Origin of the sequence: Barnesiella sp. An22, assembly GCF_002159975.1 — a bacterium.
GTDB lineage: Bacteria > Bacteroidota > Bacteroidia > Bacteroidales > Barnesiellaceae > Barnesiella > Barnesiella merdigallinarum.
This window is the reverse complement of record NZ_NFJR01000009.1, coordinates 92,982-114,861: the sequence shown is the minus strand read 5'-3', so window position 1 is coordinate 114,861 and position 21,880 is coordinate 92,982. Positions and strand designations below refer to the sequence as shown.

Annotated in this window: 21 protein-coding genes and 1 pseudogene; 8 read left to right on the top strand and 14 right to left on the bottom strand. The window is 56.4% G+C overall.

The window, feature by feature from the left end; translation table 11 throughout:
• Positions 1-858 precede the first annotated feature (858 nt).
• The 4 genes and pseudogenes from rplM (at position 859) to tsf (ending at position 3,580) form a co-directional block, all read left to right on the top strand.
• Positions 859-1,314, top strand: a complete 456-nt coding sequence (gene rplM / locus B5F38_RS09905; protein ID WP_087409122.1) for a 50S ribosomal protein L13 — start codon at positions 859-861, stop codon at positions 1,312-1,314.
• Between the two features lie 5 nt (positions 1,315-1,319).
• Positions 1,320-1,706: a 30S ribosomal protein S9 gene (rpsI, locus tag B5F38_RS09900; protein WP_087409121.1), complete on the top strand. Its 387-nt coding sequence runs from the start codon at positions 1,320-1,322 to the stop codon at positions 1,704-1,706.
• Between the two features lie 127 nt (positions 1,707-1,833).
• Positions 1,834-2,592, top strand: a pseudogene (rpsB, locus tag B5F38_RS09895) (30S ribosomal protein S2); the annotation flags it as partial.
• A gap of 163 nt (positions 2,593-2,755) precedes the next feature.
• Complete coding sequence (gene tsf / locus B5F38_RS09890) at positions 2,756-3,580, top strand: translation elongation factor Ts (RefSeq protein WP_087409119.1); 825 nt, start codon at positions 2,756-2,758, stop codon at positions 3,578-3,580.
• A gap of 104 nt (positions 3,581-3,684) precedes the next feature.
• On the opposite strand, the gene B5F38_RS09885 is transcribed toward tsf, so the two are convergent.
• Positions 3,685-4,848 (bottom strand): DUF6359 domain-containing protein, encoded by a 1,164-nt coding sequence (locus B5F38_RS09885; RefSeq protein ID WP_143240963.1) that lies wholly within the window; start codon positions 4,846-4,848, stop codon positions 3,685-3,687.
• Positions 4,849-5,230: 382 nt separating this feature from the next.
• Here B5F38_RS09885 and B5F38_RS09880 point away from each other — a divergent pair, with 382 nt between their 5' ends.
• Positions 5,231-5,686, top strand: a complete 456-nt coding sequence (locus B5F38_RS09880; RefSeq protein ID WP_087409117.1) for a PepSY-like domain-containing protein — start codon at positions 5,231-5,233, stop codon at positions 5,684-5,686.
• 32 nt (positions 5,687-5,718) lie between these two features.
• Here B5F38_RS09880 and B5F38_RS09875 read toward each other — a convergent pair whose 3' ends face one another.
• From B5F38_RS09875 to B5F38_RS09830, 10 genes are all read right to left on the bottom strand, one after another.
• Complete coding sequence (locus B5F38_RS09875) at positions 5,719-6,213, bottom strand: dihydrofolate reductase (RefSeq protein ID WP_087409133.1); 495 nt, start codon at positions 6,211-6,213, stop codon at positions 5,719-5,721.
• A gap of 5 nt (positions 6,214-6,218) precedes the next feature.
• Entirely contained in the window at positions 6,219-7,013 is a 795-nt protein-coding gene (locus B5F38_RS09870; RefSeq protein WP_087409116.1) for a thymidylate synthase, read from the bottom strand.
• Between the two features lie 15 nt (positions 7,014-7,028).
• Complete coding sequence (locus B5F38_RS09865) at positions 7,029-8,189, bottom strand: hypothetical protein (RefSeq protein ID WP_143240962.1); 1,161 nt, start codon at positions 8,187-8,189, stop codon at positions 7,029-7,031.
• Between the two features lie 18 nt (positions 8,190-8,207).
• Positions 8,208-9,161, bottom strand: coding sequence for an N-acetylornithine carbamoyltransferase (locus B5F38_RS09860; RefSeq protein ID WP_087409114.1), 954 nt, complete (start codon positions 9,159-9,161; stop codon positions 8,208-8,210).
• Positions 9,162-9,170: 9 nt separating this feature from the next.
• Positions 9,171-10,424: a glutamate-5-semialdehyde dehydrogenase gene (locus tag B5F38_RS09855; RefSeq protein ID WP_087409113.1), complete on the bottom strand. Its 1,254-nt coding sequence runs from the start codon at positions 10,422-10,424 to the stop codon at positions 9,171-9,173.
• Positions 10,425-10,488: 64 nt separating this feature from the next.
• Positions 10,489-11,577, bottom strand: a complete 1,089-nt coding sequence (gene proB, locus B5F38_RS09850; protein ID WP_087409112.1) for a glutamate 5-kinase — start codon at positions 11,575-11,577, stop codon at positions 10,489-10,491.
• Complete coding sequence (locus tag B5F38_RS09845) at positions 11,574-12,005, bottom strand: DUF695 domain-containing protein (RefSeq protein WP_087409111.1); 432 nt, start codon at positions 12,003-12,005, stop codon at positions 11,574-11,576. The genes proB and B5F38_RS09845 overlap by 4 nt, the downstream gene beginning before the upstream one ends.
• Positions 12,006-12,024: 19 nt before the next feature.
• Positions 12,025-13,692, bottom strand: coding sequence for an AMP-binding protein (locus B5F38_RS09840; protein ID WP_087409110.1), 1,668 nt, complete (start codon positions 13,690-13,692; stop codon positions 12,025-12,027).
• Positions 13,693-13,770: 78 nt separating this feature from the next.
• Positions 13,771-14,325, bottom strand: a complete 555-nt coding sequence (locus tag B5F38_RS09835) for an XRE family transcriptional regulator (protein ID WP_087409109.1) — start codon at positions 14,323-14,325, stop codon at positions 13,771-13,773.
• Between the two features lie 176 nt (positions 14,326-14,501).
• The gene (locus B5F38_RS09830) at positions 14,502-15,929 is read right to left on the bottom strand and encodes a hypothetical protein (RefSeq protein WP_143240961.1); all 1,428 of its coding nucleotides are present in this window, start codon (positions 15,927-15,929) and stop codon (positions 14,502-14,504) included.
• A 343-nt stretch (positions 15,930-16,272) separates the two neighbouring features.
• On the opposite strand from B5F38_RS09830, the gene B5F38_RS09825 reads away from it, so the two are divergent.
• From B5F38_RS09825 to lpxB, 3 genes are all read left to right on the top strand, one after another.
• Complete coding sequence (locus tag B5F38_RS09825; RefSeq protein WP_087409107.1) at positions 16,273-17,022, top strand: protein phosphatase 2C domain-containing protein; 750 nt, start codon at positions 16,273-16,275, stop codon at positions 17,020-17,022.
• A 170-nt stretch (positions 17,023-17,192) separates the two neighbouring features.
• Positions 17,193-17,513: a heavy metal-binding domain-containing protein gene (locus B5F38_RS09820; protein ID WP_087409106.1), complete on the top strand. Its 321-nt coding sequence runs from the start codon at positions 17,193-17,195 to the stop codon at positions 17,511-17,513.
• A gap of 25 nt (positions 17,514-17,538) precedes the next feature.
• The gene (gene lpxB, locus B5F38_RS09815; protein ID WP_087409105.1) at positions 17,539-18,666 is read left to right on the top strand and encodes a lipid-A-disaccharide synthase; all 1,128 of its coding nucleotides are present in this window, start codon (positions 17,539-17,541) and stop codon (positions 18,664-18,666) included.
• 1 nt (position 18,667) lies between these two features.
• Here lpxB and B5F38_RS09810 read toward each other — a convergent pair whose 3' ends face one another.
• The 3 genes from B5F38_RS09810 to B5F38_RS09800 are packed head-to-tail and all read right to left on the bottom strand — an operon-like array spanning position 18,668 to position 21,872.
• A complete protein-coding gene (locus B5F38_RS09810) occupies positions 18,668-19,693 on the bottom strand; it encodes an ABC transporter ATP-binding protein (protein ID WP_087409104.1) in 1,026 nt (341 codons plus the stop codon).
• On the bottom strand, positions 19,693-20,742 hold the full coding sequence (locus B5F38_RS09805) for an iron ABC transporter permease (RefSeq protein ID WP_087409103.1): 1,050 nt from the start codon (positions 20,740-20,742) through the stop codon (positions 19,693-19,695). Before B5F38_RS09805 ends, B5F38_RS09810 begins: the two co-directional genes overlap by 1 nt.
• Complete coding sequence (locus B5F38_RS09800; protein ID WP_087409102.1) at positions 20,739-21,872, bottom strand: ABC transporter substrate-binding protein; 1,134 nt, start codon at positions 21,870-21,872, stop codon at positions 20,739-20,741. The genes B5F38_RS09805 and B5F38_RS09800 overlap by 4 nt, the downstream gene beginning before the upstream one ends.
• Positions 21,873-21,880 lie beyond the last annotated feature (8 nt).

Sequence of the window (21,880 nt, the reverse complement as noted above, 5' to 3'; positions counted from 1 at the left end):
CGTGGTTTATACCCAAAGAAAACAGTCAGCAGTACCGTCCGGGCCAGTAGGGACGCACGGACCGTGCGTCCTGAATCTCCCTTTTCTTTTCCCGCAAAAGAAAAGGGAAAATCAAAAGAAAGCTCCCGGCTGATGTCCGAAAGCTGAAAAATGACTGCGAGGTCCGGGGAAAAAGAACTCGCCGGGCTCGCTTTGCAGCAGCCGTTCGGCTGGCTATACAGCTCCGGGCCCTTCGACTGATTCGCTTCGGCTCAAACATCTTTTTCCCTTGTTCGTCCCTCTCCGTCATTTTTCTTTCCGCTTTCTCCCATAGGCCGGATGGCTTCGCGCTTCGGTCATGCCGCACTTGGATGCGGCATCTAGTCACACCGACAAGATTACCCGTAAGATTCACTTTCCTGGACCCCGCATCGGGTGCGAGGTGACACGGTGCGCATCGAGTGCGAGGTGACACCCTTAGTCATACCGCGCCCCGACGCGGAATCCAGAAATATCCGGGGAAGAGTCACTGTTGCTATTCCTCTTATGTCATGAACTGGTCCCCGCATCGAGTGCGGGGTGACACAAAAGAAGCGCCCCCCCTTTGCTCTTCTATCTTTTTTCTAATAGGCCGACGGGTTGGCGCTGGTTAGTCGATTTTTGCGTGGGGATAGTTTGGTTTTATCATAATGTTGTGGGGTTGAAGGCTATTTACGAAGAAAAAAATCAAAATCTTTTGTTTTTCAAATAAAAAGCGTGTACCTTTGCAGTCCGATTATTACCCAAATTTGAGAAAATTTGAATGGCAGTCGTTATTCCTTTGGCCGGGAATGTATGCACTGCTGTTATTTAAGTGTTTAATTATTAAAACAATAAACGGTGGATACTTTAAGTTATAAGACCATTTCTGCAAACAAAGAGACCGCTAAGAAAGAGTGGGTTGTAGTAGATGCAACCGACCAAGTTTTGGGTCGTCTGTGTGCAAAAGTTGCTAAGATATTGCGTGGTAAATACAAACCGTGCTATACTCCTCATGTAGATTGCGGTGATAACGTGATTATCATCAACGCTGACAAAGTGCAATTGACGGGTAAAAAATGGACTGATCGGGTTTATCTGAACTTTACGGGCTATCCCGGTGGTCAGAGAGAGCTCTCTCCTGCTGTTCTGATGAAAAAAGGAGAATCGAAATTATTCAAACGTGTGCTGAAAGGTATGCTTCCCAAAAACAAACTGGGCGCTCAACTGCTGAGAAATGTATATATCTATGCAGGTAGCGAGCATCCCCACGCTGCACAAACCCCCAAAACAATTGATATTAACACCCTTAAATAAGTAATATGGAAGTAGTTAATGCATTAGGCAGACGTAAAGCCGCAGTAGCACGAGTATTTGTGAGCGAAGGTACGGGTGTAGTAACCATAAACAAAAGAGAGTTGGCCGTTTACTTCCCCTCTTCGATACTTCAATACATTGTAAAGCAACCGCTCGAAAAACTGGGCGTTGCCGAGAAATATGATATCAAAGTAAACCTGAACGGTGGTGGTTTCAAAGGCCAGGCCGAGGCTCTGCGCTTGGCTATCTCGCGTGCTTTGGTAAAAATCAACCCCGAAGACAAGTCGGCCCTCAAAGCCGAAGGCTTCATGACTCGCGACCCGCGTGCTGTTGAGCGTAAGAAACCGGGACGTCCCAAAGCTCGTAAGAGATTCCAGTTCAGTAAACGTTAATATGCGACGGCCCTGTGCCGAAGATATATTTGTGTTTAGTATCCAAATCGCAAGGACTTTACCCTATTGTGGGGTAAGCTACCTTGAGGTTGTATAAGTAGAATGTAAACAAATTAAAATCAAACCAATGTCTATTACAACTTTTGACCAATTATTGGAAGCCGGTGTTCACTTCGGACACTTGAAAAGAAAATGGAATCCCGCTATGGCTCCTTACATCTTCATGGAGCGTAACGGTATCCACATCATCGACTTGTACAAAACCGTAGCCAAAATCGACGAGGCCGCTGCTGCCTTGAAATCGATTGCCAAATCGGGCAAGAAAATCCTGTTCGTAGCTACGAAGAAACAAGCTAAACAAGTGGTTGCCGACAAGGCTTCTGCCGTAAATATGCCGTATGTGATCGAGCGTTGGCCGGGTGGTATGTTGACCAACTTCCCCACAATCCGCAAGGCTGTGAAGAAGATGTCGACCATCGACAAGATGGAAAAAGACGGTACGTTTGACAACCTGTCGAAACGTGAGAAACTGCAAATCTCTCGTCAACGTGCCAAATTGGAGAAGACGCTGGGTAGCATTGCCGACCTGAACCGTCTGCCGTCGGCCCTGTTTGTTGTCGATGTTCTCAAAGAGCATATCGCCGTACGCGAGGCCAACCGTCTGGGTATCCCCGTATTTGCCATGGTCGATACCAACTCCAACCCCAATGACGTAGATTTCGTAATTCCTGCCAACGACGATGCTTCGAAATCGATCGAAGTTATCCTCGACGCCGTTTGCGGTGCTATTGCCGAGGGTCTGGAAGAGCGCAAAGCTATGAAAGAAGATGCTCCTGCCGAAGGCGAGGAGGCTCCTGTAAAGAAAGAGCGCAAAGCTCGTATCTCGCGCAAGAAAGCCGATGATGCCGAGGTTGCCGATGCCGAGGAAGCTCCTGAAGCCGAAGCTAAAGAAGTAGAAGAATAAAAATAATCAAAAGACAAAGAGTGAAGTCAAAGAACCGACTCCACTCTTTGTTTGTTTCTAATTTAAAGAATAGGAGATTAAGTATATGGCTGTTACAATGGCTGAAATCAGCAAGCTGCGTAAACTGACGGGTGCCGGTATGATGGATTGCAAAAATGCATTGACCGAGACCAATGGTGATATTGAAGCTGCAAAAGAGATTATTCGTAAAAAAGGTCAGGCCGTCGCTGCAAAACGCGAAGACCGCGAAGCCTCTGAAGGTTGTGTTTTGGCTGCCGCTAAAGGCGATTTCGCTGCTATCGTTGCCTTGAAGTGCGAAACGGACTTCGTGGCTAAGAACGAATCGTTCGTAGAGTTGACCCGTGCTATCCTCAACGCTGCCATCGATGCAAAAGCTGCCAATATGGACGCTGTAAAGGCTTTGGAAATCAACGGTACTCCCGTTGCCAACCTGATTGTTGACGAGATTGGTAAAACGGGCGAGAAGATGGAACTCGGTTACTACGAGGCTATCTCGGCTCCCTATACCACGGCATACGTTCACCCGGGTAACAAACTGGCTACCATCGTAGGTTTCAATTTGGCCGATACCGACTATCAAGTTGCTCACGACGTAGCCATGCAGGCTGCCGCTATGAGTCCTCTGGCTGTTCGTCGCGAGGATGTTCCTGCCGACGTGGTAGCTAAAGAGCTCGAAATCGCTAAAGAGAAAGCTCGTCAAGAGGGTAAGAAGGAAGAGATGCTCGACAAGATTGCTCAAGGTCGTCTGAACAAATTCTATCAAGAGGTTTGTCTACTCGAGCAATCGTTCGTAAAAGATCCGAAGCACAACATTCAACAATATCTCCAAACCAGCAACAAAGAGCTTACGGCTGTTGCCTTCAAGCGTGTTACTCTGAACGAGGAGTAATCAAGAGATAGGGTTACCGAATATAGAAAACGCCACATCATGCGATGTGGCGTTTTTTTGTATTTGAATTTCGAATCGATTGCATCGACAAACAAGTTGGCGTACTATCGCACCACCACCTTCACGGTGCTGGTCGGTGTCGATACCAGGTAGAATCCCGCAGGGAGTGGCAGGGAGCCGTGGCCGGCGATATGTTGCTCGCTTACGAGAGTGCCGTCGAGGGTATGGATGCGGAGGTTGACAGGCTGTGAGGCTTCGAAACAGAGAGTGCCTTGGGTACCCCACAGGCGAGTTGTGGCCTCGGTAGAGGTAGCTGTAACGGCCGACGGGGTGTAGTAGTCGCTGATGTGTATGTTGTCGATGTCTATGCCGTTGGCCGACGGGTCGGTCTTGGCAATCTTGATGCGCCAGGTGCCGGGGCGCATAATCTTGAACTGGTATTCGGTGAGTTCTTTTTCAATGGCAATGCCGGTTTGCACGGTCTCCCAGCTTTCTCCTTGGTCGTTGGAGAGGAAGATGCCGAACGAGGCGGCTCCTTTGTCCTCTTTGTAGCGGGCGGCCCACAGGCGGATATAGCCTATGCCGTCGGGTTTGTCGTCGAGCATGCAGATATAGCCCGGACTGCCGCTGGTCGATTGGGTGAGGCGCAGGTGAGCAGCGGCGTTGTCCCACTTCATGTCGTTGGAACTGTCGCCGTAGGTAGCACCCGCAAATTCCCACCGACAGGTCTCGCTGCTGGTGTAGGTGCCGCCGTTGTACATTTGCTCTCCGGCGGAGATATAGGCTTTTTTCGTCTCGAAAGTCTCGTAGAAATTCCAGTAGTGCGACTCGTCGTCGAGCGGTTCGGCCGGGGCAATCCAGTCGGTAAGGTTCTTGATGCCCGGCAGTGTGAAGTAGTCGGTGAGCGTACCTTTCACGGTGAGCTGCTTGCGCCAGTATTGCGGGTTTTCGTCGAGGTTGTAGTTGTCGACATAGTCTTTTATCTGTACGGGCATCATTCGGCTCAGGTCCATCTCGTCTACATCGTCGGCAATCAGGTAGGCCGAAGTACCGTCGAAGGGCGGAGCCAGGTAGTAGAAATGCTTGTTGTTGGAGTAGTCGCGATATTCGCCTACGATATATCCGCTCACGTAGTAGCTTTTCTGGTTGTTTTTCTTGACGAGGGCCTGCGATACGGTGAGGGGCGATTGGGCCGAACTGCCGTCACCGGCCATAACCGGGAGGATAGAAACGAGTAAGATGATAAACGATAATAGACGAAGTTTCATGGGAAATCGAGTTTTGGTCTAGGTGGGGCAAAGGTACGAAAACCCCTCGATTCCGGCGCAAAAGGTTTAAAACAAAAAAAATTGATTGTCATCACGACAACCAATCTTTGTTAACCTTAATTCTAATACCATGAAAAACACATTGCAAATGTACGCATATAATTTTATATGCAAGCAAAAAGTAGAAAAAAATCGCTGGTATTTAACATTATTTTTACAATCAGGGGTTTTTGTGGCAATATGACAGGCGATTGTTACAAACGTGTTACAAAATGCTTTGCTCTTTGTACTCTTTCGAGCTAAAATTTTGCATAAAAAGATGACCCATTACCCTCTAATATTGTTATGATGCTGTATAGTCATTCATTCAAAAAAGAGTCTTATGAAGAAAATCTTGTGCAGTTTTATGGTTTTGTTCGCTTGGGTAGCGATGAGTTCTTGCGACGATGACAAGCGGGTAGACTATCAGTATCTGCCGGCTGCCATTCACCAGTTTGTCGACAATTACTTTGCCGATGTGCAGGTGCTCAAGGCCGAGGAGGAGGACGATGAGCCCCGCTATAAATTGTGGTTGAGCAACGGTTTTGAGTTGAAGTTTTACCGCGACGGCGGTTGGCAAGAGGTCGACGGCAATCTGCAGGTGTTGCCTTCGGCGTTGCAGATAGGCATCCTGCCGGGCAATCTGCTCACCTATACGGCTACGCAGTACCCCGATGCCGGCATCGTAGAGGTGTCGCGCTACAGGTGGGGATACCAGATTGAGCTGAATACGGCGCCCGTCACCGAAGTGAAGTTCAACAACGACGGCGAGGTGACCACGACCGGCGGAGGGCGTTGACCCCCTCTCTTTCGGGCAATTCCTTTGCAGGTTTACCGTTTGCGTCGATAAGTGACAAAGGTGTAGGGGTAGGCGTGCCGTTCGTCGGCAGGCATCTCCTGCACCTCTTCTTTTGTCCAGAGGGCCTCGTCGATTGGGGGGAAGAAGGTATCGGCGTCGGCAAAGGTGTGGTGTATGTGGGTGATGTAGAGGGTGTCGGCCCGGTTGATAGTCTCGTTGTAGAGGGTGGCCCCGCCGATGATGAAGATGCGTTCGTCGGACGACAGGGAAGCCACCTCGTCGAGGCTGTGCACCACCTCGACCCCCGGCCACGAGAGCTCGGGATTGTGGGTGAGCACGATGTTGCGTCGGTTGGGCAGAGCCCCTTTGGGCAGCGATTCGAAGGTGCGGCGCCCCATCACCACGGTGTGGCCCGAGGTGAGGGTCTTGAAATGTTTCAGGTCGTTGGGCAGATGGCACAGCAACTGCTGGTTGCGACCGATGGCACCGTTGTCGGCTACGGCGGCGATGAGGGCTATCGGAGTCATGGGCGTCATACAGATACTTTTCCCGCAATGTGGGGGTGCGGATTATAATCGGTAAGTTCGAAATCTTCGTATTTGAAATCAAAAATGCTCTTCACGTCGGGGTTCAGCTTCATCTTGGGGAGCGGACGCGGCTCGCGGGTGAGCTGCTCGTGTACCTGCTCGAGGTGGTTGTTGTAGATGTGGGCATCGCCCAGCGTGTGGACAAACTCGCCCGGCTCGAGCCCCGTAACCTGGGCTACCATCAGAAGCAGCAGGGCATACGAGGCGATGTTGAAGGGTACACCCAGGAAGATGTCGGCGCTGCGCTGGTAGAGTTGCAGGCTCAGTTTGCCGCCGGCCACGTAGAACTGGAAGAAGGCGTGGCAGGGGGGCAGATTCATCTGGGGCAGGTCGGCGACGTTCCAGGCGCTCACGATGATGCGTCGCGAGTCGGGATTGTGCTTGATGGTCTCGATGGCCTCGGTTATCTGGTCGATGTGCCCGCCGTTATAGTCGGGCCACGAACGCCATTGGTAACCGTAGATGTGGCCCAGGTCGCCGTTCTCGTCGGCCCATTCGTTCCAGATGCGTACGCCGTGCTCCTGCAGATATTTCACATTGGTGTCGCCTTTGAGAAACCACAGCAGTTCGTAAATAATCGACTTGAGGTGCAGTTTCTTGGTGGTGAGCAGGGGGAACCCGTCGTGCAGGTCGAATCGCATCTGGTAGCCGAATACGCTATGGGTGCCGGTGCCGGTGCGGTCCTCCTTGAGCAGGCCGTGGTCGAGCACATGTTGCAGTAGGTCGAGGTATTGTTTCATGTCGTGTATCTATGCTTATTTGATTTGCAGCAAGCGGCTGAAGCCGAGGCACGAGATGGAGAATCCCAGTTTGCAGCCCCGAATCATGTCGCCCTGTATGGCATTGAAATTCTTGAATTGTTCGCGGTTGATAAAGATTTTGGTCCGAATCGACGCAGTGAATATCTCGCGGTGTCCGCGCCAGAACGAGGGAACCATCGATATGGTGTTGGAGAAGCGGTAGTCGAAGCAGATGCCCGCCGTCCAGTTGAAGTTGGCGTAGGCCAGCGTAGCCCGTTCGTTGCTGCCTTCGGGGATTTTCACCTGATCGGAGTAGCCCGACCAGATGCAGCCGGCGTAGGGCATGAGGGCGAAGTATTTGGTCGAAATCAACTGTTGGCCCAGGCTGAGCGAAATCGAGGTGTAGGAGTTGTGCCCGTTGCGCAGCCACACGTCGTGGATGTTGCCCTTTTGTACCCGGATGTCGCGGCGCGTGCGGGCCATACCGGCCGAGAAGTCGCACAACAGGTGGGTATTGATGTAGCCCAGGTCGAAGCCGAAGTGTATCTGCCAGGCGGGGTCCCAATAGTGTTCGATGTCGCCCACGGGCCACGATGCCCCCGTACCCAGGTAGAAGCCGTAGCCGAACCGGCGGGGCGAGATGCGGGGTATCGACGGGGCGGGATTCTCGATGAGCTCTTTGGTTACGTAAAACTCCCACTCTTGCAGTTTCTCCTCGTTTTGTCCGTGTTCGGTCTCCTCTTCGGCCTTCTGGCTTTGCTCCTTGTAGAGGTCCATATACTGGCGGGTGCGGTTGTCGGCCTCGATGCCCACCACGCCCAGGTTCAGCTCGGTCTGCAACCGGCGGCGATAAAACTCGAGCAGGTCGTATTTGAGCTGGAAGAAACGCAGTTGATTGTCGGTGCGCATCGTCGAGTCGGCAAAGGAGTGCCGACGGTCGAAACAGGCTTGGGCCTCGTTGCGTACCGTGCTGGTGTTTCCGTCGCGGTTTTTGGTCTTCTCGATGCGCAGGAAGGCGGTGAAAGCCGCGGGTACGCTTTTGAGACTGAGCGTATCCTGAAAGTCGTCCCAGGTCAGCTTGCCCTCGTTCCAGAACTTATAGTCGGCAAATTCTTCGGCCCGGGTGTATGCCGGGAGCAAGAGCACTGTCAAAAGGAGAATCAAAAACCGTTTCATAGGAGTAGAATTTATTGATTAAAGAGATTCGAGTATGCGTTTCAAAACGACCTCGGCCGAGATTTCGCGGTTGGCCGCTTCGGGGATAACCAGCGACTGGGGGCTCTCGATGACGTCATCGGTCACGATCATGTTGCGCCGCACGGGCAGGCAGTGCATGAAGAAGGCGTGGTTCGTGAGGGCCATCTTTTCGCTGTCGACCGTCCAACTACGGTCGGTGCTCAGCACCTTGCCGTAGTGCGGGTCGGCATAGGCCGCCCAGTTTTTGGCGTAGATGAAGTCGGCACCTTCGAAGGCTTTGCGCTGGTCATACTCCACGCGGGCCTTCCCCACGAAGCGCGGGTCGAGTTCGTATCCCTTGGGATGGGTGATGACAAACTCGTAGTCGGTCTCGTTCATCCACTCGGCAAACGAGTTGGGTACCGCTTGCGGTAGCGCCTTGGGGTGAGGCGCCCAGGTCAGCACCACCTTGGGGCGTTCGGTCTGCTTGTGCTCCTCGATGGTGATGAGGTCGGCAAAGCTCTGCAACGGGTGGCGGGTAGCCGCCTCCATGCTGAAGACGGGGCGTCCCGAGTATTGGATAAACTGGTTGAGAATCTTCTCTTCGTAGTCGTCGCGCTTGTTTTCGAAGCGGGCAAAGGAGCGTACCCCGATGACGTCGCAGTAGCAGCCCATCACGGGGATAGCCTCGAGCAGATGCTCGGGTTTGTCGCCGTCCATCACCACGCCGCGTTCGGTCTCGAGCTTCCAGGCGCCCTGGTTCACGTCGAGCACCATCACGTTCATGCCCAGATTCATCGCAGCCTTCTGGGTGCTCAACCGGGTGCGGAGGCTCGAGTTGAAGAAGATCATCATCAGGGTCTTGTCCTGTCCCAGGTGTTTGTAGGCGAAGCGGTTGGCCTTCACTTCGAGGGCCTCGCGGACGGCAGTTTTCAAATCGCCTATGTCGTGTACGTTGGTGAAGTGTCTCATAATCGTAGTTTATTCGCGGGTTTGTCCGTTGCCGGAAATGATGTATTTATAGGTCGTCAGTTCGGGTAGCGCCATGGGCCCCCGGGCGTGCAGTTTCTGGGTGCTGATGCCTATCTCGGCGCCGAAGCCGAATTGACCGCCGTCGGTGAAGGCCGTGGATACGTTGGTGTAGACGCAGGCGGCATCGACCTGCCGGGTAAAGCGGCGCTTGTGTTCCTCGTCCTCGGTTACGATACACTCGCTGTGTTTCGACGAGTAGCGGGCAATGTGTGCCAGAGCTTCGTCGAACGAGGCGACGGTCTTGATGGCCATTTTGTAATCGAGAAATTCGGTGCCGAAGCTCTCGGCCGTAGCCGGTTGCAACAGTTCGTCGGGGTATTGTCCGGCGAGGGCGTCACGGGCCTGCGGGTCGGCATAGATGATGACCTGCTTCTCGGCCAGCGGAGCGCAGAGTGCGGGCAGGTCGGTCAGCCGTTTTTGATGGACGATGAGGCAGTCGAGGGCGTTGCACACGCTCACCCGGCGGGTCTTGGCGTTGCACACGATGCGGCGTCCCTTCTCCAGGTCGCCCGCCTCGTCGAAGTAGGTGTGGCATATCCCTGCCCCGGTCTCGATGACCGGCACGAGGGCATGCTCGCGCACATAGTTGATAAGTCGGCTGCTGCCCCGGGGGATAACCAGGTCGACTTTACCCACAGCTGTTAACAACTGGTCGGTATAACGGTGGTCGTTGGGTAGTAAAACGGCTGTATTAGAGTCTATTCCATGACTTATCAACACCCTGTTGATAATGTTGATAAGTGCGGTGTTGGAGTCGTGGGCGTCGCTGCCGCCCTTCAGGATGCAGACGTTTCCCGACTTCATGCAGAGGGCGAAGACGTCGAACGTCACGTTGGGCCGGGCCTCGTAGATGATGCCGATGACGCCGAACGGAACCGACTCCTTGTCGATGTGCATGCCGTTGGGCCGGTCGTACGAGGCCAGCGTGCGTCCCAGCGGCGAGGGCAGCGAGGCCACGCGTCGCATATCGGCAGTGATGCCTGCCAGCCGTTCGCGGGTCAGCATCAGCCGGTCGTACTTGGGGTCACTCTCCGACATCCGTTCCAGATCGCGGCGGTTTGCCTGCAGAATGTAGTCGACCTGCCGATCGGCCTCGTCGGCCACGGCACAGAGCACACGGGCTATCGTGGCATCGTCGATGAGGTTCAGCTTGTTGGCGGCCACCCGGGCATTGTCGAGAATATGTGACAGATCGGTAGTCATGGCTGTGATATGTGTATTTGAACAAAAGTAATCTTTTTTTTCGAGTACGGGAATAAGATTGCCGTTAAAGTTGCTCGAGGTAGAGATAATCGCAGTGGACGAGCGGTCGGGCTCCCTGCTTGCCGATGAGCTGGCGGGCCGACTCGCTGTCGAACGCGACACGTCCCACCCCTATGGTGTGGCCGTCGGCATCGACAATGCGCACGATGTCGTCGCGCTCGAAGTCGCCTTCGACCCGGGTCACCCCGATGGGCAGAATGCTGGTCGCCTGTTGCGAGTGAATGGCCTCAACGGCCCCCGCGTTGAGGTGCAGCCGCCCTTTGGCAAACCCCTCGGAGTGGGCTATCCACCGCTTGATGCTCGAGATGGGCGTGGGCGAGGGGATGAATCGGGTGCACACCTCGGTGCTCCCCTCACGCAGCAGGAGGGGCAGGATGTTTTCGCGCTTGCCGTTGGCGATGATTACCTCGATACCCTCGTCGGCTACCTTGCGGGCAATGTGGCTTTTGGTCGTCATGCCGCCCCGCCCGAACGACGAGCGGCCCGACTGGATGTATTGCGACAGCTCCTCGCCCGGTCGCACCTCGGTGATGACCCGGCTGCCCGGCTCGCCCGGTGTGCCGTTGTAGATGCCATCGATGTTGCTGAGGATGACGAGCGTCTCGACGTCCATCATGGCCGAGATGAGGCCCGACAGTTCGTCGTTGTCGGTAAACATGAGCTCGGTCACCGATATGGTGTCGTTCTCGTTGACGATGGGGATGACGCGGTTTTCGAGCATCACCTCCATGCACTGCTTTTGGGTGAGGTACTGTTGCCGGGTCGAGAAGTTCTCCTTGGTGGTGAGCACCTGTCCGCAGGCGATGTGATGCTCGCGGAAGAGCTCGTAGTAGCGGTTGATGAGCTTTGCCTGCCCCACGGCCGAGAAGAGCTGCCGGGCCGATACCGAGTCGAGCTTGCGGTCGATGTGCAGCTCGCTGCGGCCCGAGGCCACGGCCCCCGACGAGACGACAATCACCTCGAGGCCGGCCTTGTGCAGGTCGGCAATCTGGTCGGTGAGGGCCGACATGCGGGTGATGTCGAGCGTGCCGTCGGGGCGGGTGAGCACGTTGCTGCCTATCTTCACGGCAATGCGTTTGCAGTTGTACCTCATGGCTGTATGGCAAATTGTTGTACGGTCTCGATATAGCTCTTCCACTCGGGGTCGCTCTCGGCTCCTATCCGTATGGGCAGGGGCGGATATTGGGCGAAGGTCTCTTCGACGATGCGGCCGAACTCCTCGGCCGACGTGCCGTAGTATTCGTAACGGGCAGCCCGGTTGCCGATGAAGATGGCGGTGAGTATGGCCGCCTCTTCATCTTCGAGCTTCTGGCGCAACTGCTCGTTGAGCAGGTCGAGCCCCCGGGTCTCCTTGTCGGTCGGCAGCCCCTTGCCGTCGCCGCCGTATGGCCACACGAGGGCGATGCGGGTGGTATACCGCCCCGACTGCCTGAGGGCGTCGAGAAACAGCCGGCCCCGTACGATGAGGGGCATCCCCTCGCTTTCGGCATCGGCCACGAACCATTCGTTGCTTGCTTGCATGGTCTCGGTTTTTATGGGGTTATTGAGCTTTTTCCTTATTGTCCTTGTCGCGAATCTCTACCCGGCGTATCTTGCCGCTGATGGTCTTGGGCAACTCGTCGACAAACTCGATCACACGGGGATACTTGTAGGGAGCAGTCACCCGTTTTACGTGGTCCTGTATCTCCTTGACGAGGGCCTCGCCGGCCTTCTCCTTATAGGCGGCCGAGAGCACGATGGTGGCCTTGACCACCTGTCCGCGTATCTCGTCGGGTACACCGGTGACGGCGCACTCCACTACGGCGGGGTGTGTCATCAGGGCACTCTCTACCTCGAACGGGCCGATGCGGTAGCCCGACGATTTGATAACATCGTCGGCACGGCCTACGAACCAGAAGTAGCCGTCCTCGTCGCGCCAGGCCACGTCGCCCGTGTAGTAGATGTTGTCGTGATAGACCTCGCGAGTTTTTTCGGGGTCGCGGTAATACTCCTTGAAGAGGCCCAGCGGCTTGCCGTGGTCGGTACGGATAACGATTTGTCCCTGCTCGCCATCCTCGGCGGGGCGACCGTCGGCCGTGAGCAGGTCGATGTCGTACTGCGGGTTGCGTATGCCCATCGAGCCCGGTTTGGGTTCTACCCAGGGGTAGGTGGCAATGGTAAGGGTGGTCTCGGTCTGGCCGAAACCCTCCATCAGCTTGATGCCCGTGAGGCGCAGCCACTCTTCGTATACCTTGGGGTTGAGGGCTTCGCCGGCGATGGTGCAGTATTGCAGCGACGAGAGGTCGTATTTCGTAAGGTCTTCGCGGATGAGGAAGCGGAAGACGGTGGGCGGCGCGCAGAACGAGGTGATGTGGTAGTTGTGTATCATGTCGAGCACGTCGGCCGGTTTGAACTTCTCGAAATCATAGACGAAGACGTTGGCTCCGGCAATCCACTGTCCGTAGAGCTTGCCCCACACGGCCTTGCCCCAACCCGTATCGGCCAGGGTGAGGTGCAGGCTGCCTTCGTGCAGGTTGTGCCAGAAGGAGCCGGTGATGATGTGCCCCAGCGGATAGGTGAAGTCGTGGGCTACCATTTTGGGTTCGCCGGTGGTTCCCGAGGTGAAGTAGAGCAGCGAGATGTCGTCGTTGCTGTTGGGGTGCTCGGGGCGCACGAAGGGGGCAGCCGCCTCGATACCCTTGTGGAAGTCGTCCCACCCTTCGGGGATAATCGGGCCTATCGAGATGCGGTGCTGCAACGAGGGCGAAGCAGGAAGTGCCCGGTCGATATGGCCGAGTACAATCTCGTCGCCGCAGGCTACGATGGCCTTGATGTCGGCGGCGTTGCAACGGTAGATGATGTCTTTTTCGGTCAACAGGTGGGTAGCCGGTATACACACCGCACCCAGCTTGTGGAGGGCGATAATCGAGAACCAAAACTCGAAACGGCGTTTGAGGATGAGCATCACCATGTCGCCGTGGCCGATGCCCAGCGATTGGAAGTAGGCGGCCGTTTTGTCGCTCTCGCGTTTGATGTCGGCAAAGGTAAAGTCGATGCGTTCGCCCCGGTCGTTGGTCCAGAGCAGGGCCTGCTTGTCGGGCTCGATGCGGGCCCATTCGTCTACGACGTCATACCCGAAGTTGAAATTCTCGGGTACCTTTACCTTGAAATTCTGCATGAAGTCTTCCTGCGATGAGAAAGAGGTCTTATCTAAAAAGCGTTCTAACATAATCGTGTATATGAGAGAGGAATGTCCCCTTCGATTTCGTTTTGATGTTTATAAATAAATAGGTCGTTTCGTGGACCGTCAGAAGATGATGGCCAGAAACTTGACCGGCTTTTCGCCAATAGCTTTCATGCCGTGTGGCCGGGTGGAGTCGAAAATAATGCTGTCGCCCTCGTGGAGTACCAGCTCTTTTTCACCGATGCGCAGGTGCATGCTCCCCTCCATCACGATGTTGAACTCCTGTCCCGGGTGGGTGTTGAGGGTGAAAGGCGCTTCGGGAGCCGTAGGCTCTACGGTCACCATGAAGGGGTCGGCCTTGCGGTTGGCAAACCCGGCTGCCAGCGACTGGTACTTGTAGGCTTTGGTGCGCTCGATGGCTACCCCTTTGTCTTTACGGGTGAGGAAATAGGCGTTCATGCGGGGCTCGTATCCAAACATGAGTGCCGGCAATTCCACGCCGTAGTGGCGGGCTATCTGGTGCAGAAAACTCACGGGAATATCTTTTTCGCCCGACTCGTAACCGCGGTAGGTCTCCACGTCGACGTGGCAGGCGGCGGCTATCTCTTCGGGCGTGAGGTCGAGTGCATCTCGCAGCCCTACCAGCCGTTCGGCTATCTGTTTTATCTCTTCGCTCATAGTGCAAATGTTTAAAAGAGGATTAAATAACTCTTACAAAATTAGCAAAATGAGAGAGCAAAAAAGAAAAATGCAACAAAAAATAGAAAAGACGATTCTATTTTGTAACTTTTATTAAGAAAAGGTATACAAGGTAATAACCTGGGTTGCGCATTTGCAAAACCGGTGTGCAGGTTCTACTCCTGAGGCTCGGCCTGGGGCACATACTGGTAGGCTCCGATGTCGACCCGGTCGGTACGAAGGTTGCCATACATGTCTTTGTCGAGGGGGGGTACGGCAAATGCCGGGTCGCCCTTGCCGATGGCCTGCGACTTCTCGGAGCCCAACTCGTAGTTGTAGTAGTAATGCTCCTCGCCGGTGGCCTTGAAGAGGGGCATGCCGCCCCACACGGTGTTGATGAAGTTGTCGTCGTCGGTACCCATGGAGTTGAAGAGGCACGAGCGGAAGAAGACGTGACTGCCCATGAAGTCGATGCCCGACACCTCGGAGGTCTTGCCGCAGAGAATCGAGTTGTTGAAGCTGGCCCGCAGCAGGGGCAGACCGCCGTCGATTGAGTCGGCTGCGGCGCAGTAGTTCACCGTGACGATGGGCGAGGAGATGACGTCGTAGAAGTAGTAGTTGACGATGGTGCAGTGGGTGAAGTCGGCTATGCCGCCCGTGAGCGAGAGTACAGCCCCGGCAGCATCGGACAGCTCGCTGTTCCAGCAGTAGAGGCGGCTGTAGTTCGAGGTGATGAGGTTGCCCGACGAGTTGCGTATGCGCGAGTTGGCAATCTCGAGGCGCATCTCTTCAGTGGCACACGAGTCGAGCACGATGCCCGAACTCATGCCCCTCACATAGGCATGGGAGATGACATTGCCCGTGCTTTCGGGGTAGAAGTGTATGCCGCCCCACTGTCCGCCCAGATTGTCGTAGGGCAGGTCGGCAAAGAGGCGGTCGAGCCGGTCGCCCCGTATCTGTATGGGAGCCTGCTGAGTACCCTCGGCCTGCAGGCGTCCCTGCACCAGCAGCGAGGCCCGGTTGTGGAAGTGCAGCCGGGTGCCCGGGTCGAGTTGCAGTGTGGCACCGGGAGCCACCACCAGACTGTCGTAGATGAGGTAAGGGCGGTCGGCCGTGAGCCGGGTGTCGGTAGTGAGGGTCTCACCCCGCTTGATGATGACGTCCTGTCCGTAGGCGGTGAGCTTCACATCCTGCTGCACGCCGTTGGTGAGGAAGACGATGGAGTCGACGATAAAGATGGGGTTGTCCTGGTTGGTGGGGTCGATGTTGGCCTCGACAAAGACATAGAGGCTGTCCTTGCCCCGGATTTCGACATCGGTAAAGTAGTCGCCCGACATGCCGTCGACATTGATATGGAATCCCGAGTGTTCGGCGTCGGCCAGCTTGATGCTCGAGATGTTGAGCGATTTCTTGTTGGGGTTGTAGATGCGGAACGAGCGGGTCGAGGTACCTATCGTGGTGAATACCGTGTCGAAGGCGACCGTGTCGGTCGAGAACGCAAGCACGTGCGACGGGCTCGTGGTGAAGTCGTCGTCGATGCAGCCGGTCAGCAGCATGGCCGCCAGCAGGCATAACGAAGTGATGGCAACGGTTATCGCTCTCATAGTATTATAAAAACGGGCTTTGTGCGGCTTTATTGCAGGGGCCGGCCTATTTCTTTGAATGGCTCCTGTTTTCGGCCGCAGGCAAAATTCAAATTCGGAAACTTGGTTTCCTGCTGTTTTTTCGCTATATTTACCACATGGATATTTCTGTTTCGAGACAGAGGGGATAAGGGAAAAATCATTTCTATTTTACGGACTGGTTGCACAAGGAGCATAGGAGATAACAGGCTTTGGCAAGAAGGGGCGCGAGACGCTCCGCTGTGGCATTCGGTGTGTGGCTGCAAGGGGGAATCGGGGAGAGGACGAAACGGATAGCCAGTGTAAAATGTAAAACGAATATGTGATGAAAAGTGTATGTTATGGAGCGACCGATGTGGGGCGTTGTCGACAGAACAACGAGGATACCTATCTTCTTCAGCCTGTGGGTGACGACAGTCATCTGTTGGCTGTCGTGGTCGATGGCCTGGGTGGGCACGAAGGGGGCGAAATAGCCGCAGCTCTGGCCGCCAAGTGTATGGTAGACTATCTGGAGGGGCTGTCGGTCGAGGAGTTGGGACTCGATGCCTTGAAGCAATCGGTGATATATGCCAATAATTCGATTGTGTCGCAACAGGCCAATCCCCGGTGGTATAACATGGGGTGTGTGCTTACGGCCCTCCTGTTCGACTTCGGGCAGGCGGTCGCCTACCTGTGCCATGTGGGGGATACGCGTTGTTACCAATTCGGAGAGGGGGCATTGACCAAACTGTCGCGTGACCATTCGCTGGTGGGTATCGAGGAGGACGAGGGCCGCCTGACCGAAGAGGAGGCCATGCACCATCCCCGGCGCAATGTGATTACGCGGGCCTTGGGACTGGGGCGGCTGGACTGGACGACCGACTACTTCTGGACGGCCACTATTCCCGTAGAGCCGGACGCGCAATATCTGCTCTGTTCCGACGGGCTGTACGACATGCTCCCTACCAGGGCCATCGCACAGGTGCTTGCCGAACAGCCCACCGCGAAGCAGCGGGTCGAGACCCTGATACGGCAGGCCAACGAGGCCGGCGGGAAGGACAACGTCACCGTGGTTCTGGTAGAGACTCGCCCGTGAGGCGAGGATGGATGCTTGCCGAAACTTGTACATTGTATATCCATGTTCCCGCAATCAGATAACCGGCACGTCCTGCCCGAGAGTTCTCTTTTTCATATCTGCGGGTGTTTTGTTTGTGTTGTTGCAAAAGAGCACTATTTTTGTAGAAGATAATTCTAAAAACAGAGATTATGCTACTGACGACAACGCCCACGGTAGAGGGGCGGCGAATTGTGACCTATTACGGAGTGGTAACCGGCGAGACCATTATCGGTGCCAATGTGATGCGTGACTTTCTGGCCGGCATACGCGACTTTTTCGGCGGCCGCTCGGGCGCCTATGAAGAGGTGCTGCGCGAGGCCAAGAACACGGCGCTCGAGGAGATGTCGCGCGAGGCGCAGAGACTGGGAGCCAATGCCGTGGTGGGTATCGACCTCGACTACGAAACGGTGGGCGGTTCGGGCAGCATGCTGATGGTGACGTGCAGCGGTACGGCCGTGCGCATCGAGTAGAAACAATTATGCTATCGGTTTGTCTATGAAATACTATCTGATTGCCGGTGAGGCTTCGGGCGATTTGCATGCCTCGAACTTGATGAAGGCGTTGAAACGGGAGGACCCCGACGCCGAGTTCCGTTACTTCGGGGGTGACCTCATGGCCGCTTGCGGGGGTACGCTGGTGAAGCACTACCGCGACATGGCCTACATGGGTTTTATCCCGGTGCTGATGAATCTCGACAAGGTACTGGCCAACATGCGCCTGTGCAAACAGGATATTGCCGCCTGGCGTCCCGATGTGGTGATCCTGGTCGACTACCCGGGTTTCAACCTGAAGATTGCCAAGTATGTAAAGACTCACTTGAATATCCCTGTCTATTACTATATCTCACCCAAGATATGGGCCTGGAAGGAGTGGCGGGTGAAGAGCATCCGCCGCTATGTCGACCGACTCTACTCCATCTTGCCCTTCGAGGTCGATTTCTATGCCCGCCACCACTATGCGGTGGAGTATGTGGGCAACCCCACGGTCGACGAGCTGGCGGCTCGTCCTCAGGCCGACGAGACGTTCGACGACTTTGTGACCGAGTGCGGGCTGGAGCGCAAACCCATTATCGCCTTGCTGGCCGGTAGTCGGGTCTCTGAAATCAAGGACAACCTGCCTATGATGATCGAGGCGGCCGAGGCTTATCCCGAATACCAGTTGGTGGTGGCGGGGGCTCCCGGTATCGCACCCGAGCTGTATGCGCCCTATGTGCAGGGTCATCGGGTGAAGGTGGTGCAGGGCAAGACCTACCGGCTGTTGCAACAGAGCCGGGCGGCACTGGTCACCTCGGGCACGGCTACGCTCGAGACCGCCTTGCTGCGGGTGCCGCAGGTGGTCTGCTATTGGGTAGGTGGCGGCAAACTGTTCTACAAGACGTTCGAGAAGATTTTGCGGGTGCCCTACGTGTCGCTGGTCAACCTCATTGCCGATGCTCCCGTGGTGTGCGAGCTGCTGGGCTACCGGGCTACGGTCGAGAATCTGCGTCGCGAGTTGGCTTGCCTGTTCGACGAAGAGAATCGCGAGCGCATGCTGGCCGGCTACGATCTGGTGGCCCGTCGGTTGGGTGCGCCGGGTGCGCCCGAGCAGGCTGCCCGCTCCATGGTCTCGGCTCTGCGAGGCTAAATCAATCTTGTTTTTTCAGCCCTTCGATGAGGGCGTCAAAGGTGGTGAACGGCTGCACTCCGGCAGCGGTGCGCAGGGTGAGCGTGTGCGCGTCGCTTACCGTCAGGCGGGGGAGTGAAGAGGTGTCTTCGTCGGGAGCGATGCGGCAGCCGTAGCTGTTGCGGTTGAGGGCGTTGACCGTCCAGTGGAGCAGGGTCTCGTCGGATGCTTCGACCACAATCTCCTTTTCCCATTGTACCGAGGGGTAGTAACTGCCGTGTGCGCGGTCGAAACAGATGTCGCGGCGGTCGAACAGCGTGTCGAGATCGCCGTTGAGGATGAGGTCTTCGGTCACACCGCTGCACAAGCCTTGCCCCTTGCGCAGCAACCACAGCCGGTCGGCCAGCACGAGCGCCTGCTCGATGTCGTGAGTCGACAGCAGTATCGCTTTGTGTTGCGTAGTGGCGATGCGGTGCAGCAAGGTCATGGTCTCGATGCGGCTCACGGCGTCGAGAAAGGCGGTGGGCTCGTCGAGAATCACCAGCGGGCACTCCTGGGCCAGCACTTTGGCAATCATTGCTTTTTGCTTTTCACCGTCGGAGAGTTGCGCCATGTAGGTGTCGGCTTTGTGGGCGATGCCTGCGGCCTCGATGGCCTCGTCGACCACCTGGCGGTCGTGGCGGTCGAGCCGTCCGAAGAATCCGGTGTGAGGCTGCCGCCCCAGCGATACCATTTCGTAGACGGTGAGTCCGCCGGTCTGGGTCTTGTCGGTGAGCACCACCCCGATGAGGCGCGAGAGTTCCCGCTCCGAGAGTGTCGACAGGTCGCGCCCCTCGAGTGTGATTGTGCCGGCCAGAGGCGGTTGTGCCGCGGCCAGGGTGCGCAGCAGCGTCGACTTGCCCGACCCGTTGGCACCCAGCAGGCAGGTGAGCTCGCCCCGATGCAGCGCAAAGGAGAGGTTGTGGTGAATCTGCTTCACCCCGTGGTGCCCCGTGCGGTAGCCGATGCTCAACGCTTGAGCCGATAGTATGGCGGTCGTGCTCTCCATCAGTTGAAATATTGTATTTTACGTTGGTTGATAATCACATAGATGATGACCGGGGCCCCCAGCACCGGCGTAATGGCGTTGATGGGCAGGATGCCCGACTCGCCGGGCAGGATGCAGATGAGGTTGCACAGCAGCGTGGTGACGGCCCCGCAGAGCAGCGTGACGGGCAGCAGGGTGTTGTGGTTCGAGGTGCCCAGCAGCAGGCGGGCGATGTGCGGCACGGCCAGCCCGATGAACGAGATGGGCCCGCAGAAGGCGGTGGTCGATGCTGTGAGCAGTCCCGTGACGATGAGCAGCAGGTTGCGGGTGAGCTTGATGTTCACCCCCAGGTTGGCGGCGTAGCGGTCGCCCAGCAGCAGGGCGTTGAGCGGTTTGATGAGTAGGATGGCGATGGCCAGCCCCACCCCCACCGAGAGGGCGAAGTAGGGCAGTTGTTCGCCGGTGACGCCGCTGAAGTTGCCCATGCCCCAGATGGTGTAGGAGTGTACCCCCTCGGCTGTGGAGAAGTAGTTGAGCAGCGAGATGACCGACGAGGTGACGTATCCCACCATGATGCCCACGATGAGTAGCATGATGTTGTTTTTGACCAGAGTCGAAAAGAAGAGTATCGTGCCCAGCACGATGATGGACCCGACGAAGGCCCCCGCGATGATGGCGGTAAAGCCCGTGAGGGTAGTCGATTGGGTGAGCCCCAGGCTTCCTCCGAAGAGGAGCATGACCAGTGCCACGCCCAGACTGGCCCCCGTGTCGATGCCCAGTATCGAGGGCCCCGCCAGCGGGTTGTTGAAGGCCGTTTGCAGCAGCAGGCCCGCCACGGCCAGCGCGGCTCCCGAGAGCAGGGCGGCCACCATTTGCGGCAGGCGCGACTCGAGTACGATGAAGCGCCACACCTCTTTTTCGCTCTCCCGGCCGCAGAGAATATCCCACACCGCCGAGGCCGGTATCTGCACCGACCCGAACCACAGGTTGGCGGCACACAGGGCGACCAGCAGTACGATGAGCAGCCCGATGAGGCGCTTGGCACGTGAGGAATGGCGAGGCTTGTTCATTCGGCTAAGGGTTGGAAGTAACGAAGTTGATAGTGGGGGAAGCGATCGGGGTGGAAGAGGGCCGCCAGCTCCTGCAAGAGCAGGTCGGGACGGAAGGGTGTCTCTTCGTAGTAGTTGCATTCGGCCGTGTTGCACCCGTAGATATTATGATTGCGGAAGGCCTTGAAACGGGCATAGGGAGCATACTCCTTCTGCAGGGCGCGGTAGGAGAGTTGTCCCACGTTGAACGACTTGATGAGCCAGATGTCGGCCTCGCCCGCCCGGTTGAATACCGTTTCGAACGAGAGGGGGATGGAGCCCGACTCGCCGTTGTCGCTCCAGGGGTACGCGCCGCCGGCGTCGGCAAAGAGGCGCGCCATGTAGCTTTTGCCGCCCGGCATGTACCAGGCCGAGCCGCTTTTCAGTTCGCTGATGACCATCGGTCTCGAGCCGCTTTGTTCCAGTTGCTCCTTCAGGGCGTTGTATCGCTGTTCGATTTGGGCAAAGAGCGAGTCGGCCTCGGCCTCTTTTCCGTAGAGCAGCCCCAGCAGCTTTATCCACTCGGCGCGGCCCAGCGGAGAAGTTTCCAGATAGTCGGCACACTCGATGATGGGGATGCCCATCTTGCCGATGCGTCCATAGCCCGCATTTTCGAAGGGCGAGAGCAGAATGGCGTTGGGCGAGAGTTCCATCACCCGCTCGATGTCGGGGCTCATGGAGTTGCCGGCGTCGACCAGTTTGCCCTGGCTGGCCCGGTCGAGCAGGGCCGGAGTCTTGATGTAGGCGAGGTCGCACACACCGCCTATCCGGTCGAGCGCACCCAGCAGCTCGAGGGCACTGGCGTGAACCGACGAGTAGACCAGTGTCTTTTCGAGGGGAGTCCTCACCACCGTACCTTGCGGCAGATTGGCAGGCAGCTCTTCGTCGCGGGGCACGAGCAGATAGCGGTGCAGCAGTCGGGTGGTGTCCCAGGGGTTGGTCACGGCCACGTCGGTAAAGCCGTCGTGACGGGTAATCGACAGCAGGTCGGCGTAGTGCACGAGGGTATCGTTGGCCGCCTCCCCGCCCGACTTTTGAGTCTTGGGGTTGTGGCACTGCACCGTGAGGAGCAGCAGGGTGGCGAGAGAAATCAGTCGAAACAGTCGGTTCATGGCGGGTA